This is a genomic window from Pseudomonas fluorescens, assembly GCF_018614655.1.
In the GTDB taxonomy this organism is placed as follows: domain Bacteria; phylum Pseudomonadota; class Gammaproteobacteria; order Pseudomonadales; family Pseudomonadaceae; genus Aquipseudomonas; species Aquipseudomonas fluorescens_BX.
Genome location: NZ_JAGGOG010000011.1, coordinates 76,492 through 89,924 on the forward strand (window position 1 = coordinate 76,492; position 13,433 = coordinate 89,924).

The window sequence follows — 13,433 nt, forward strand, 5'->3', positions numbered from 1 at the left end:
GACCCGGTCACCCTCCTCCCTCTTGAGGCAAACCATGACCATCCTGTTGCACATCGAATGCTCCCCGCGCAAACAGCGCTCCGCTTCCCTGGAAGTGGCCCGCCACTTTATCTCCCGCTACCAGCAGAACGCCCCCGGCACCGAGGTGGTTACTCTGGATCTGTGGAGCCTGGACCTGCCGGAATTTAACGGACCGGTGATGGACGCCAAGTACGCAGGCTTGAGCGGCACGGCCTTGACTGAAGAACAGGAAGTTGCCTGGAGTGCAGTGAAATCCCTCGCGGCCTACCTCCATAAGGCGGACGTGCTGGTGTTTTCCATACCGCTCTGGAATTTCGCCCTGCCCTACAAGCTCAAGCACTTTATCGACGTGGTGTCGCAGAAGGACGTGCTGTTCGACTTCCACCCGGAGCACGGCCTGCAAGGACTGCTTCACGGCAAGACAGCGGTCAATGTGTATGCGCGCGGCATGGATTTTTCTGACCGAGCGCAAGCGGACGAACATCCCATGGATTTCCAGAAGCCCTACATGGAAGCCTGGCTCAAGTTCATCGGCCTCACCGATGTGCACTCGTTGTATGTGGAAAAAACGATCATGGGACCTGAAGTGGATCTGGCATCGCGACGCACATCCAATGAGCAGGCGTTGCAACTGGCAGACCGTTTGACCTGACCGTCAAAAAACACCCAGCCGAGATGGCTGGGTCTTGCAGGTACAGATAAATCTCAGCCCTTCAGTTTCTCGACCCATTTGCCGTAGGCATCGATAAAGGCCTGCAAAAACGGCTTGGTCTTTTCCGATACCTTGCCCGACTCATCAAACGCACTGCCGGCGCCACCCAGGTAGGCTTCCGGCTGCTGCATGCACGGCACATCGAGGAACACCAGGGACTGGCGCAAATGGTGATTGGCACCAAAACCACCGATGGCACCCGGGGAAACACTGATCACCGCGCCGGGCTTTCCACCCCAGACGCTTTGGCCATAGGGGCGCGAGCCGACGTCAATGGCATTCTTCAATGCGGCGGGTACGGAGCGGTTGTATTCCGGGGTCACGAACAACACCGCGTCGGATGAACTCACGCGTTGGCGGAAAGTACTGTAGGCTGCCGGCAGTCCAGCACCTTCAAGGTCTTCGTTGTAGAGCGGCAAATCGCCGATTTCGACAATGTTCAACTTAAGGTTGGCGGGCGCCAGCTCGGCCAATGCCAGGGCAACCTTGCGGTTGATCGACTCTTTTCTCAAGCTGCCAACCAGTACGGCAATCGTGTAGACCTTGCTCATTGGGGTTTCCTGACGTCTGACTAAAGGAGCTTGTAGTTATAGAGTTTTCGCGACCCGATCACCAACAGCTTTTTACAATGCCCATGGTGTTCGAGATGCGCCGCGCGTTGTAAGCAACATCTGAAAAAGTCAACGAATAGTATTTTTTTTCAATAGGTAAACTACCCCGCTCCATGACGGTCTACAGAACCGCAAATCGAGTGTTTATCTCCAGAGGTTCTAAACAGATGGCAGCAGTACTTGTCGGACAGTTCCATGCCAGAGACGCGGAAGGCCGCGTTTATTCCGTGCATGAGTTCCAGGAATCCAACCCGGCGCAGGGCGACCTGGCGGGCTCGGCGCCCACCATTACCTACAAGCTGGCCATTGGCGATCGTGTAGAAAAACTGGATGGCGACGAGTTCCGGTTGATTCAGTCGGGCACCATCATCACCCGCGAATCGCAAACCGCCCACGCTTCATAAGCCTTCATTCTCCAAAGGCGATAGCAGCAATATCGCCTACATGACCCAACGTACGGTCTTTGCCGAACGAAACAGGTCAAAATCGCTTTGGCCTGCGTCGCCGGGATTCAATGATTGAATACGGGTCCTGCTGACCATAGACTCCAGCGATGCGTTTACGTCATATCGAAGTGATTCAGGCCATCTTGCAGACCGGTCATCTCGGCACCGCCGCCGAATGGCTGCAGCTGCCCGTGGCCGATGTGGATACCATTCTCAAGGATGCCGAGCAGCAACTGGGCTTCATGCTGTTCGCCAGCGTGAGGGGACGGCTGCAGGCGACCCGCGAAACCCTCGACCTGCAGGGTGGGATTGCCCATCTCTACGAAACCCTCGAACCACTGCAACGCCTGGCCAGCAGCCTGAAACACCATCACGCCCCGGCACTGCGCGCACTGTGTACCCCACCGTTGGCCAATCAACTGTTACCGCAAAGTATCGCAGCCTTGCGCCGACGTTTTCAGGACACGCCCTGCACGCTGTCGAGCCAGTCCACCCGCGATATCGTCAGGGGCCTGCTCCTGCACGAAGCGGATATCGGCCTGAGCCTGCACGATCCCGAACACCCGCAAATTCAGGGCATCGCCCTGGGTCAAGGCAAGCTACAACTGCTGGCGCCCCATGGCTGGCTCAAACCTCGGCAGAAGTACATCACGCTGCAGGAGTTGGCCGGGCAATCGATGATTGGCCTGGAGGGACAGGACCCACTGAGCACCCTGCTGGACAGCAAGTTGCAGGCCCTGCGCCCATTGCCGGTGATTCAGACACGGGTACAGACCTACCAGATGATGCGCAGCATGGTGGAAGCCGGGGAAGGCTTGGCGATTGTTGACCCGTTCACGGCGATTGGCGCCCGGGAGGCAGGACTGGATGCGTGCCCGTTGTCACCACCGATCATGGTGACGCTGTATGCACTGACGCTTAAAGACGGCGCGCCCTCTCCAGCACTGAATGCGTTGCTGGAGATCGTCACGCAGAAGACCGAAAGCCTGCTGGCAGGCGATGGTGCCGTCAGACCGCTTCCAGCTCAGTCTTGAACAACCGATACCAGAAAATCGCCACTTCCCTGGTCTGCGGATCGATCCCGCGATAGCGCAAGTGATCGATCCCACCCATCACATACCCGCAACGCTCATACAAGCGGCAGGCCCCGAGGTTGTTGTTCTGGGTCTCCAGCATCATTCCCGGCAGGCTTTTCTTGCGGCTCCAGAACTGCGCCACATCCAGTAAAGCCTTGGCCACACCATGTCGACGGGCCGGTAACACCACCGCCAGCTCATCCACATGGGCAAAACCGTTCCAGTTGGTGCTGACCACAACATGCCCGACAGGCCGGTCATCCAGGTAGGCCATGAACACCGCACTGTCGGCGGCATCCCGGTAACTGGCAAACTCTTGCGGATCGATGCCGTAGCACTTGCGGTACGGCAAGACCCGCTCCACTGCCCACTGCTCGACCCGCTTGCCCATCTCCGGCACACCATAGGCGCCGACCTCAAAACTGAAATCATTACCCCACACGTAGGCTTCAAATCCCTCATCGGCGACTCGTACACTGAGCCCCGGATACTTCGGGTTCATCACAGCTTGCATATCTATCCCTAAACCTTGATGCAATCGACGGTATAACAACGACCCTTGCCGTCGTCTTCGTGTTGCAACCCATGCACATCAGCGACAAAACCGGGGAAGCTGCTATCGAACTCCCGCGCAAAGGCCAGGTAGTCGATGATTGAACGAGTCGACTCGGTAAAGCGCTCCCCCGGCATGATCAATGGAATACCCGGCGGATAAGGCACCAGCATCACCGCTGCGATGCGACCTGGCAAGGCATCGATGGGCACCGCCTCGACTTCACCCCGTACCAGTTGGTCGTAGGCATCGGCCGGCTTCATCGCGATTTCAGGTAACACGGTGTACATCCGCTTGAGATGCCTGGCCATGGCATTGCTGCGATAACAGCTGTGCAACTGGTCACACAAGTCCTTCAATCCCAAGCCCTGATAACGCTGCGGGCCTTGTTGAAACACCGATGGCAAGCAGCTCGCAAGACTGACATTGGCGTCGTAGCTGCGCTTGAATTCCAAAAGTTCGGTGAGCAGGGTACTCCACTTGCCTTTGGTGATCCCCATGGAGAACAGCACCAGGAAGGAATACAACCCGGTCTTTTCCACCACCAGCCCACGCTCCCACAGGAACTTGCTGACCACTGCGGCAGGGATGCCGCACTCGCTCAAGGCCCCGCCGGCGTTGAGCCCCGGCATCACCAGCGTCACCTTGATGGGGTCGAGCAACACATAGTCTTCGGCAATATCACCGAAACCATGCCAGTCCGCTTCAGGTTGCAGCAGCCAATCGGCAGTGGCAACCCGATCAATACCCGCCACCAGCGGCGGCTGCCAGATGGAAAACCACCAGTCTTCAGCGGCGATGTGTTGGCGCAAGTTGGCCAATGCACGGCGAAAGCTCAGGGCTTCGTCGAACATTTCCTGCAGCAGCGAGCGCCCCGCCGGACCTTCCATCATTGCCGATGCCACATCCAGGGAAGCGATGATGCTGTACTGGGGCGACGTCGAGATATGCATCATGAACGCTTCGTTGAAACGGTCACGATCCAACTGTCGGGCACCGCCATCCTGTACGTGAATCATCGAAGCCTGACTGAAGGCTGCCAGCAGTTTATGGGTGGAGTGAGTGGTGAATACCAGCGGGCTGTCCGGGGTACGCGAGGTGCCCATGCCATAGCGCCCGGCAAAGAACTCGTGAAAGGCCGCGTAGGCGTACCAGGCCTCATCGAAGTGCAGCACCTCGACGCTGTTGCCCAACTGCTGTTTGATCAACTCTGCGTTGTAGCACAGGCCGTCGTAGGTGGAGTTGGTGACCACGGCCATCTTGACCTTCGCCGGTCGGCCACGGGTCAGTGGGCTGGTGTCGATCTTGGCGCGAATCGATTCACGGCTGAACTCGCTCAAGGGAATTGGCCCGATGATCCCCAGCTCATTGCGCTCCGGGCACAGGTACAGCGGGATAGCGCCGGTCATGATGATCGAATGCAACACCGACTTGTGGCAGTTGCGGTCCACCAGCACCAAGTCATCACGGCCGACCATGGAATGCCAGACGATCTTGTTCGCGGTGGAGGTGCCATTGATCACGAAGAAGGTGTGATCGGCACCGAAGTTACGCGCCGCCCGCGCTTCGGCTTCGGCCAGCGGCCCGGTGTGGTCCAGCAGCGAACCCAGCTCCGGCACTGACACGGACAAGTCCGAGCGCAAGGTGTTTTCCCCAAAAAATTGATGAAACGCCTGCCCTACCGGGCTCTTGCGGTACGCCACACCGCCGCCATGGCCGGGGGTGTGCCAGGAATAATTGGAGTCGGCGGTGTGCTGCACCAGGGCCTTGAAGAATGGCGGCAACAGGCCGTCCAGGTAACTGCGAGCAGCACGCGCCACTTGCCGGGCGAGGAACGGCACCGTGTCTTCAAACAGGTAGAGAATGCCCCGCAATTGGTTAAGTTCACTCATGGCATCGGCGGGGGCATTTTCCAGGGTGACTTGCTCACCCAGGGCAAAGATCGGCAGGTTCGGCGCGCGCACCCGCGCCAGCCGAATCAGCTCCACCATGTTTTGCAGCAGATGGGTATTTTCCCCGGCGCCCTCGGCGGCGATCAGCATGCAGGCCAGACCGTGGTGAGTCGAGGCAACCAGCCGGCCTTCGGCGTAGTCGACCGCAGAGAAGATACTGAAGCCCTCCTGTTCCAGCTCCCGGGCAATGCCCCGGACCCGGTCACCGGCAACGGTGTCGGCCTTGATGTCACGGTGCACGATAAGGACGGGGAACTTCAGGTCTTTGTACATGAGTGCTGGGCGTCCTGAGAATTTTTTCTCAGTGTAGCCGCTGCCGAGGCACGAGGCTGCGAAGAGCTTGGTGCGGCACTCCGACGCAGCGGTCCCAGCAGCGGTCCTTCGGACACGCATCGCAGCCTCGTGCCTCGGCAGCGGCTACAGCTCAGTCAATTGACTCCACAACGCAGGCGCCCCGGCAGACTTGGCAATCGCTTCCAACCGCGCCGCGTGCTCCAGCATGTCCTGCTCGCTGGCACGAATGATCGTGGTCGGCTTGCGATCGGCCGGCAGGCGACGGATTTCCGAAGGGCGATTGCCCGAGCCTTCCGCCGAACCGTTGCCATCCGAGGCGTTACCGGCCAGGGACAGGCTGGTCTGGCCGCCGGTCATGGTCAGGTAGACGTCGGCGAGGATCTCGGAGTCGAGCAAGGCGCCGTGCAGCTCACGGCCGGAGTTGTCGACGCCATAACGCTTGCACAAGGCATCGAGGCTGTTGCGCTGGCCCGGGTGGCGCTCACGCGCCATCATCAGGGTATCGAGGATCGAGCAGTGCCGGGTGATATCGGCACGGTCCGTCTGACCCATCAGGGCGAATTCGTTATTGATGAAGCCGACGTCGAACGCCGCGTTATGGATAATCAGCTGCGCGCCATCGATGAACTCGAAGAACTCATCGGCAACTTCGGCAAAGCGCGGTTTACCCACTAGGAATTCGTTGGTAATACCGTGGACGCCAATGGCGCCCTCGTCACTTTCCCGGTCCGGTTGCAGGTACACGTGGAAGTGGCGGCCGGTGAGACGGCGACCCAGCAGTTCGACACAACCGATTTCAATGATCCGGTGGCCGTCGGTCACCGGCATGCCGGTGGTTTCGGTATCGAGTACAACAGATCGGATGGCCATCAGGGTTCAGCTCTCAACGGTTCGGTGCATTTCAAGGGGCGAGATATTAGCACGCTCTATAACCGAAGCGACCCATGGGGCAATACCACAGTGAAATACGCGGTGCGCCGTTGGAATCGGCATTCCACCACATTCGCCGATTTACAGTGCACGGACGAGCAACTCGCCCGTGCGACCCTGACCCTGTGATCGATGTCGATCACTGGGTCTTTTTGATCAGGTCAAAATCCCGCAGGGCTACGTAGGGGTTCCAGTATTCACGCACGGACTGGATCTGCCCGTCCTTGGCCATGCGAAGAATGGCGATGAAGGTCTGGTGGTAGGGTTTGCCGTTGGAGCGAATCACACCGTCGCTGGTGTACTCAAACACATACATCCCCTTTTCGGTGGTCTCAAGCAGGGTCCAGGTCTTGGGGTCGCTGTACTTCAAGTTGCCCAGTGCTTTACTGAAGTTGGTGAAGTAATCGGTCATCTCCTGGCGCCCCTTGTTCACGCGCTTGAAGCCGGCGTTGGGGAAATCGTCTACTGGCGCATAGGTCAGCTCGTAAACACCATCCTTCGTGTAGTACTTGGCCATTTCTGCCGGATGCTCCGACCAGCCATCCAGACTACGCCAGTAGAAGTCCGCCACGTCAGCCTTGGTGTAGCCAGGCGACAGGTAGTAAAAGCCGCCCTGCTCCTTGATTGCTGCTTTGGGTTGGGCGTTAACGCCGGCGGCAAAGACTGCTGTGGTGACCAACACACCCAGTAACCATCCACGAAGACTCATCATGTTTATTGCCTCACTTTCGATTGACTAACGGGTTGACTCGGTTTTAGTGCAGGCGCAACTTTCCCGATGCGTTCAGGACCTGACAGCACGTGTGCAAGGTGTGACTCAATGGGGGATGCGCAGAACGGTCTTGATGGTTTCGCCAGTGAGGCAGATTCCCGTGGCGATGATTTTGACCCGGACTTCGCCGCTACGCGGTGTGCCCAGTTGCAAGTGGCGCAGGTCAAACAACGGGCCTTTGCCTTCGATAGCGGCAGCCAGGATTCTCATGGCGTTTTTCTCTGCAACGTCAGTGGCTTGATGCTGATTACCGGAGTAACCAGGTGTTGAAGCCAGACTAACGAGCAGACCCGCCGGCCGCTTTACCTTGCCTGCTGTTGTGTTGACGCTTCTTGCGCAATGAACGGAATGGCGTCTAAGGGCGGCGCAGTTCACTGGCGGACTGCCCGACAATCCGCCGAAACGCTCGAGAAAACTGACTGGCACCGGCAAAACCGGTGTCCAGGGCAATGTCCAGCAGGCTGCGCTCAGTGGTGGTAATCAAGTGCTTGGCCCGGTTGACCCGACACAGCAACAGGTACTGGTACGGTGACATTCCGAAAGTGCGTCGGAATACCCGGGAGAAATGGTAGGGGCTGAGGTTAACGATGTTTGACAAGTCAGCCAGGCGCACCTCATTGGCCAAGGAAGCGTCAATGTATTCGGTCAACCGCTGACGTTGCACCAAGCCCAGTTCACCGGCATTCGCCGGCGAGGCCTCAGGCAGTTGTTGCAGCGAACGCACCTCCTGCATCAGCAGCATGACCAGGGTTTCCAGGTACAGCGTATCGGTCTTGCCATCACGTACCGTCTGATCCAGGCGCTCAAGCAGTCCTCGCAGGAACCCGTCATGACAGCTGATCAGCGGCTTGAGATCTTTTTGGGCGCGATAAGTCGGACAGACCCCGGCCAATTGATCCTCATCAACCGACACCAATACATAGCCAATTCTGGCGCGCGCCCCTGTCCAGCCTTCGAACAACGATCCGGCCGGGATAAAGTCAATGAGCTGATCCAGGGCTCGGGCACCGGCCCGTCTCAAGCCGTCGATACTGACCTCACCATCGCTGACCGAGCCCTGCCGATAAAGTACAAACTGATGCTGCTGGCGGCGCATTTCAAACCGGTGAGGCCGATGCGCCACCCGCACACACTCGATAGCTCCCCAGGGCGGCAGTGCACGGTGGATCATCTGGGAAATTCCCGATGGCGTGTACGTCAGGCCCTCGGGTTCGCTCTCCACCGCTTCGTCAAGAAACGCCTGGACATCGGCATGGGGTGAAGAGGACATCCGGCGCTCCCTGGTGGAATTGGGTAAGGTATTAATTCAATGACGGCCACTTTCGTTTATCAATCAAGCCAGTCATTACGCCATTTTCCCTGCTCGGACAGTATGCCGGGCATCTCCCTGAGAACGCGAACCTGCGATGATTGAAACCCGATATGCCAGTGTACTGCTGATCACCAGCCTCCTGTTGGGCGGGTGCGCGTCCCTGCCCGACACCTCAGGCGAGCACCTGCCGCGGATCGTGGCACACCGAGGTGGCACGACGGACTTTCCGGAGAACACTCTGCTGGCTGTCGAGAATGCCTTGCGCAATAACGTCGACATGCTCTGGCTCACCGTACAACTGAGCAGTGACGACGTACCCGTGCTGTATCGGCCGACCGACCTGAGTGCCAATACCCAGGGCTCGGGCGCTGTAGCCGAGAAAACGTGGGCCCAGTTGCAACAACTCAACGCGGGATGGCAGTTCAAGCAAACGGCAGCCGATGGTCAGGTGACGTATCCCTATCGCACTCAGGCAGTATCGCTGCCCTCATTGCAACAGGCGCTGGCCGTGATTCCAGCCGCAACTCCCATCATCCTGGATATGAAAGCCTTGCCGGCCGCCCCGCAGGCCAAGGCTGTCGCCCGGGTGCTGGAGCAAAACCACGCCTGGAACCGGGTGCTGATCTACTCCACCGATGCCAGCTACCAGCAGGCGTTCGCTCAGTACCCTCAGGCCCGTCTGTTCGAATCCCGGGACAGTACTCGTGGCCGCTTGGCAAGCGTCGCCCTGGCGCACAGCTGTAATCCGGCGCCGCAAGCCGGTAGCTGGGCGGCATTCGAATATCAGCGCAAGGTTGAACTGGTGGAAACCTTCACCTTGGGTGAAGCCCGCTCACCGGTGAATGCCAAACTGTGGATGCCTCAAGCCATCGACTGCTTCCAATCCCAGGGCAAACTGAGCATTTTGGCGATCGGGGTTAACAACGAAGCCGATTATCGGGCCGCAGCTTGCCTGAAGATTGATGCGGTACTGGTTGATTCGCCGCGCACGATGCGGGATGTAAAGCAGCGGCTCGAACGGCCGCTGCGGTGTAACTAAGCTTCAGCTCTGCTTGTAACCGCGCACGTCATCCACCCCGCGGTTGGCCAACTGGTCCGCCCGTTCGTTACCGGGATGGCCAATGTGCCCGCGTACCCATTTCCAGGTGATGTTGTGGCGGTTGCATTGCTCGTCGAGCAACTGCCAGAGGTCGGCATTCTTCACCGGCTCCTTGGCGGCGGTCTTCCAGCCGCGCTTCTTCCAGTTGACCATCCACTCATTGATGCCTTTCATGACGTACTGGGAGTCGGTCACCAGCAATACGTCACAACGACGCTTGAGCTCTTCAAGGCCACGAATGGCGCCCATCAGCTCCATGCGATTGTTGGTGGTATTGGCTTCGCCGCCCCACAGTTCCTTCTCCACGCCCTTGCACACCAGCAAGGCGCCCCAACCGCCGGGGCCAGGATTGCCCTTGCAGGCGCCATCGGTGAAGAGTTCTACGCTATCGGTCATTGCAATATCCATTAGAAAAGGCCGCCGATAAATGATCGACAGACCTCGAGGCCGAGCAACTCGGCCTGAAACCAAAAAGAGAGTTTTACTGTTCGCTGGTTCTACGATTGACCTTGGCCATTGGCATCGGAACCAATTTGCCCATGGCTTCGCGCCGCTCCTGACGCACGGGGCGCAACCCGACCACAATCTTGCGCGCCACCAGCAGATAGAAACCACCGCCGGACAACTGCCAGGCGCCGGCCTTGCGTTCCCAGCCAGAGAGGCGCCCTTGCCACTTGGCAGATGCAAGCGGCGGACGATAGCACCCGAAGCGGCGTTTCTCCAGCGCAAAGCCCAGCAGGTTCAACCAGTCGCCAACCCGCGATGGCGAGATACAGCGCGCCTGGCGCAACCCGTCATGGGCGAAGAAGTGGCGCAGGCCCCAGCTACTCCAAGGGTTAATACCCACGATCAGCAAATGGCCGCCCGGACGCACGCTGCTGGCGGCTTCGCGCAATAAGCCGTGCGGCGACAGGCAGAAATCCAGGCCATGCTGCAACACCACCACATCGGCTGCGTGCTCGCTCAATGGCCAGGCCTGTTCCTCACAGACAATTTCCACGCCCGGCAACGGTGCGCCCAGGCGCACGTTGCGCTGGACCTGAGGTGCAACCGGCGGGGTTTGTGCCGAAGGCCCGTAATGCACCAGGTAACCACCAAAGAACCGCCCCAGCTCGTCTTCGAGCATGCGCCGCTCCTCATCCAGCAGAAATTGCCCGATGGGCCCGGACAACCATTCACGGGCCGCGCTGATCAAGGCCAGCCACTCGGGATCGGCCTGGGCGAACGCTTTATCAGTCATTGCATTCTCCAACTCGCCAAGACGTTCTAAGATGCACCAATGTGTTCAGCTTGGCGAATCGAAGAATGATACAGATCAGTGCCCTGCCCGCCTTCACCGATAACTACATCTGGTTGTTACAGGATCACCGCAGCCATCGCTGTGCAGTGGTCGATCCCGGTGACGCCGCGCCGGTACTGGCATGGCTCGGGCAACATCCCGAGTGGGCACTCAGTGACATTCTGGTCACGCACCACCACCATGATCATGTCGGCGGCGTGGAGCAACTGAAAAGTGCTTGCGGCGCAACAGTGTACGGCCCGGCGAACGAAAAGATCCCGGCCCGCGATGTGGCCCTGAGCGATAACGACCGCATCTCCGTGCTGGGCTGGGACTTCGACGTCTTTGCCGTGCCCGGCCATACCTTGGGCCACATAGCCTTTTATCATCATGGCCTACTGTTCTGCGGTGACACGTTATTCGCCGCCGGCTGCGGTCGCCTGTTCGAAGGCACGCCAGAGCAGATGCACGCTTCCCTGGAGCGCCTGGCCGCCCTGCCTGAAGACACCCTGGTTTACTGCACCCACGAGTACACACAAAGTAACCTGAAGTTCGCCCAGGCCGTAGAGCCGGCTAACGCCGACATCGCCGAACGAGTGGAGAAAGTCCGCCTGCTTCGAGCCAACGGCAAGATGACCCTGCCTTCGACCCTGGCCCTGGAAAAACTCACCAACCCTTTCCTGCGCACGGCTGAAACATCCGTTAAAGAAAAAGCGGACGAACGGAATGGCCGTGATAACCGGTCCGGGAGTGAGGTGTTTGCTAGCTTACGGTCTTGGAAAGATACGTTCTAAGAAGAAGGATTTTGATACGCAATTTCTGAATGGTTGACCGGAACCAAAGCGCTTTCTAGAATCGCCCGACATTTTTGCCCGGAACTTACTTCCAGCCAATGTCGTCATCTATTCGTAAATCCAATCATTCAGACGCATTGACCCGCTTGGCTCAAGCCATAGCGGTGGGTGTCTGCGCAACCCTGGCGGGCTGCCAAACGACCCATTTCGCCGCACAATCCACCGTGCAACCCAAACCGAACCTTGCTGCCAAGATCAAGCAAAAACCCCTTTGGCTATCAGAGAAGCCAAGCCCTCAGGTGCCCCAGGATGTCTGGGAACGCATGCGCCAGGGTTTCCAATTGCAGGACGGACTGGGCGTCAACCCGCGCATCGAGCAACAGCGCTTGTGGTTCGCCAGCAACCCGTCCTTCCTGGAGAATGCCGGCGAACGCGGCAGCCTCTACATTCATTACATCGTCGAGCGTCTTGAAGAGCGCAACATGCCCCTGGAACTGGCGCTGCTGCCAGTGATTGAAAGTGCCTACAACCCGATGGCCTATTCGCGCAGCGATGCGGTGGGTTTGTGGCAGTTCATTCCCTCCACCGGGCGCTACTTCAACCTGCGCCAGACCCGCGCCTATGATGGCCGCCGCGACATCACCGCCTCCACTACCGCCGCCCTGGACTATCTGACACGTCTGCATGACATGTTCAACGGCGACTGGTTGCTGGCACTGGCGGCTTATAACGCGGGCGAAGGCACCGTCAGCCGGGCCATCGAGCGTAACGAGAAGCTCGGCCTGCCGACTGACTACTGGAACCTGCCACTGCCCCAGGAAACCAAGGACTACGTGCCCAAGTTCCTGGCACTGTCCCAGGTGGTGCTTGCGCCCGAGGCATATGGCGTCAACTTGAACCCGATTGCCAACACGCCGTACTTCGAAGTGGTTGAAGTCAAGCAAAGCATGGACCTGTCACGGGTCGCCGCGCTGGTAGAGATCGACGAAGACGAGTTGTTCCAGCTCAATCCGGCCCTCAAGCAACGCACTACCCTGGATGGCCCGCAGCACTTGCTGGTACCGACCTCCAAGGCGCAGTTGCTGGCCAGCAGCCTGTCGGCGATGAATCCGGAAGAACTCCTCAGCATGCGCCCGAAAAAGGCGGTGTTCGACGAAGTTGAACACAAGGCCGTGGCTGGGCGTTCGCGCAGCTACAAGGTCAGGAGCGGTGACAACCTGACGATGATCGCCAAGGCCAACAAGGTCGATGTCCACGACCTGCAGCGCTGGAACAAGCTCAACGGCCAGTCCCTCAAGGTTGGCCAGACCCTGGTGATGCAGGACACCCGCAAGCTGGTGGCCAAAGCCAGTAGCAAGAAGCCGGTGCAGTACAAGGTCAAGAAGGGTGACTCGTTGTATATCGTCGCCAAGCGTTTCAACGTCGAGATGCAACATCTCAAACGTTGGAACCCGCGTACTGGCCAGGCGTTGAAGCCGGGGCAGATGCTGGTGGTTTCCGGGCCTAGATAACATCTTGGCGGGGCGGGCTCCTGTGGCGAGGGGGCTTGTCCCCTCGCCACAACAAGCCCGCTCCCACATAG

The 13,433-nt window shown here is 58.9% G+C and carries 15 protein-coding genes; 6 read left to right on the forward strand and 9 right to left on the reverse strand.

Translation table 11 applies throughout. From position 1 onward, the window contains the following. The first annotated feature begins 34 nt into the window (after window positions 1-34). A complete protein-coding gene (locus tag J7E41_RS10715) occupies window positions 35-673 on the forward strand; it encodes an FMN-dependent NADH-azoreductase (protein ID WP_214992547.1) in 639 nt (212 codons plus the stop codon). A 53-nt stretch (window positions 674-726) separates the two neighbouring features. Here the strand turns inward: J7E41_RS10715 and J7E41_RS10720 are convergent, their stop codons facing one another. Continuing rightward, window positions 727-1,284, reverse strand: coding sequence for an NADPH-dependent FMN reductase (locus tag J7E41_RS10720; RefSeq protein ID WP_214992549.1), 558 nt, complete (start codon window positions 1,282-1,284; stop codon window positions 727-729). A gap of 227 nt (window positions 1,285-1,511) precedes the next feature. On the opposite strand from J7E41_RS10720, the gene J7E41_RS10725 reads away from it, so the two are divergent. Then, entirely contained in the window at window positions 1,512-1,748 is a 237-nt protein-coding gene (locus J7E41_RS10725; protein WP_214992551.1) for a hypothetical protein, read from the forward strand. Window positions 1,749-1,897: 149 nt separating this feature from the next. After that, complete coding sequence (locus tag J7E41_RS10730) at window positions 1,898-2,824, forward strand: LysR substrate-binding domain-containing protein (protein WP_214992553.1); 927 nt, start codon at window positions 1,898-1,900, stop codon at window positions 2,822-2,824. Here the strand turns inward: J7E41_RS10730 and J7E41_RS10735 are convergent. From J7E41_RS10735 to J7E41_RS10760, 6 genes are all read right to left on the reverse strand, one after another. Continuing rightward, the gene (locus tag J7E41_RS10735; RefSeq protein WP_214993145.1) at window positions 2,799-3,368 is read right to left on the reverse strand and encodes a GNAT family N-acetyltransferase; all 570 of its coding nucleotides are present in this window, start codon (window positions 3,366-3,368) and stop codon (window positions 2,799-2,801) included. The genes J7E41_RS10730 and J7E41_RS10735 overlap by 26 nt on opposite strands. Window positions 3,369-3,388: 20 nt before the next feature. Further along, window positions 3,389-5,644 (reverse strand): Orn/Lys/Arg decarboxylase N-terminal domain-containing protein, encoded by a 2,256-nt coding sequence (locus tag J7E41_RS10740; protein WP_214992555.1) that lies wholly within the window; start codon window positions 5,642-5,644, stop codon window positions 3,389-3,391. 144 nt (window positions 5,645-5,788) lie between these two features. Then, the gene (gene dnaQ / locus J7E41_RS10745; protein ID WP_214993146.1) at window positions 5,789-6,529 is read right to left on the reverse strand and encodes a DNA polymerase III subunit epsilon; all 741 of its coding nucleotides are present in this window, start codon (window positions 6,527-6,529) and stop codon (window positions 5,789-5,791) included. Between the two features lie 205 nt (window positions 6,530-6,734). Further along, window positions 6,735-7,307 carry a nuclear transport factor 2 family protein gene (locus tag J7E41_RS10750; protein ID WP_214992558.1) on the reverse strand — a complete coding sequence of 191 codons (573 nt, stop codon included), beginning with the start codon at window positions 7,305-7,307 and terminating at the stop codon, window positions 6,735-6,737. Window positions 7,308-7,412: 105 nt separating this feature from the next. After that, entirely contained in the window at window positions 7,413-7,577 is a 165-nt protein-coding gene (locus J7E41_RS10755) for a hypothetical protein (RefSeq protein WP_214992561.1), read from the reverse strand. A 145-nt stretch (window positions 7,578-7,722) separates the two neighbouring features. Next, a complete protein-coding gene (locus J7E41_RS10760) occupies window positions 7,723-8,637 on the reverse strand; it encodes a helix-turn-helix domain-containing protein (RefSeq protein WP_214992564.1) in 915 nt (304 codons plus the stop codon). A 136-nt stretch (window positions 8,638-8,773) separates the two neighbouring features. Here J7E41_RS10760 and J7E41_RS10765 point away from each other — a divergent pair, with 136 nt between their 5' ends. Further along, the gene (locus J7E41_RS10765; RefSeq protein ID WP_214992568.1) at window positions 8,774-9,718 is read left to right on the forward strand and encodes a glycerophosphodiester phosphodiesterase family protein; all 945 of its coding nucleotides are present in this window, start codon (window positions 8,774-8,776) and stop codon (window positions 9,716-9,718) included. Window positions 9,719-9,721: 3 nt separating this feature from the next. Here J7E41_RS10765 and rnhA read toward each other — a convergent pair whose 3' ends face one another. Next, the gene (gene rnhA / locus J7E41_RS10770; RefSeq protein WP_010171667.1) at window positions 9,722-10,174 is read right to left on the reverse strand and encodes a ribonuclease HI; all 453 of its coding nucleotides are present in this window, start codon (window positions 10,172-10,174) and stop codon (window positions 9,722-9,724) included. 85 nt (window positions 10,175-10,259) lie between these two features. Further along, entirely contained in the window at window positions 10,260-11,018 is a 759-nt protein-coding gene (locus tag J7E41_RS10775; RefSeq protein ID WP_214992572.1) for a class I SAM-dependent methyltransferase, read from the reverse strand. 65 nt (window positions 11,019-11,083) lie between these two features. Between J7E41_RS10775 and gloB the strand changes: the two genes are divergently transcribed. Together gloB and J7E41_RS10785 are read left to right on the forward strand one after the other, a co-directional pair. Further along, window positions 11,084-11,851, forward strand: coding sequence for a hydroxyacylglutathione hydrolase (gene gloB, locus J7E41_RS10780; RefSeq protein WP_214992574.1), 768 nt, complete (start codon window positions 11,084-11,086; stop codon window positions 11,849-11,851). Between the two features lie 98 nt (window positions 11,852-11,949). Next, a complete protein-coding gene (locus J7E41_RS10785) occupies window positions 11,950-13,362 on the forward strand; it encodes a lytic transglycosylase domain-containing protein (RefSeq protein ID WP_214992579.1) in 1,413 nt (470 codons plus the stop codon). Window positions 13,363-13,433: the final 71 nt, after the last annotated feature.

Bases quoted from the DNA above. Each gene is read 5' to 3' on its own strand.
- J7E41_RS10715 (WP_214992547.1), top strand. From the start codon at position 35: ATGACCATCCTGTTGCACATCGAATGCTCCCCGCGCAAACAGCGCTCC.
- J7E41_RS10720 (WP_214992549.1), bottom strand. From the start codon at position 1,284: ATGAGCAAGGTCTACACGATTGCCGTACTGGTTGGCAGCTTGAGAAAA.
- J7E41_RS10725 (WP_214992551.1), top strand. From the start codon at position 1,512: ATGGCAGCAGTACTTGTCGGACAGTTCCATGCCAGAGACGCGGAAGGC.
- J7E41_RS10730 (WP_214992553.1), top strand. From the start codon at position 1,898: ATGCGTTTACGTCATATCGAAGTGATTCAGGCCATCTTGCAGACCGGT.
- J7E41_RS10735 (WP_214993145.1), bottom strand. From the start codon at position 3,368: ATGAACCCGAAGTATCCGGGGCTCAGTGTACGAGTCGCCGATGAGGGA.
- J7E41_RS10740 (WP_214992555.1), bottom strand. From the start codon at position 5,644: ATGTACAAAGACCTGAAGTTCCCCGTCCTTATCGTGCACCGTGACATC.
- J7E41_RS10750 (WP_214992558.1), bottom strand. From the start codon at position 7,307: ATGATGAGTCTTCGTGGATGGTTACTGGGTGTGTTGGTCACCACAGCA.
- J7E41_RS10755 (WP_214992561.1), bottom strand. From the start codon at position 7,577: ATGAGAATCCTGGCTGCCGCTATCGAAGGCAAAGGCCCGTTGTTTGAC.
- J7E41_RS10760 (WP_214992564.1), bottom strand. From the start codon at position 8,637: ATGTCCTCTTCACCCCATGCCGATGTCCAGGCGTTTCTTGACGAAGCG.
- J7E41_RS10765 (WP_214992568.1), top strand. From the start codon at position 8,774: ATGATTGAAACCCGATATGCCAGTGTACTGCTGATCACCAGCCTCCTG.
- rnhA (WP_010171667.1), bottom strand. From the start codon at position 10,174: ATGACCGATAGCGTAGAACTCTTCACCGATGGCGCCTGCAAGGGCAAT.
- J7E41_RS10775 (WP_214992572.1), bottom strand. From the start codon at position 11,018: ATGACTGATAAAGCGTTCGCCCAGGCCGATCCCGAGTGGCTGGCCTTG.
- gloB (WP_214992574.1), top strand. From the start codon at position 11,084: ATGATACAGATCAGTGCCCTGCCCGCCTTCACCGATAACTACATCTGG.
- J7E41_RS10785 (WP_214992579.1), top strand. From the start codon at position 11,950: ATGTCGTCATCTATTCGTAAATCCAATCATTCAGACGCATTGACCCGC.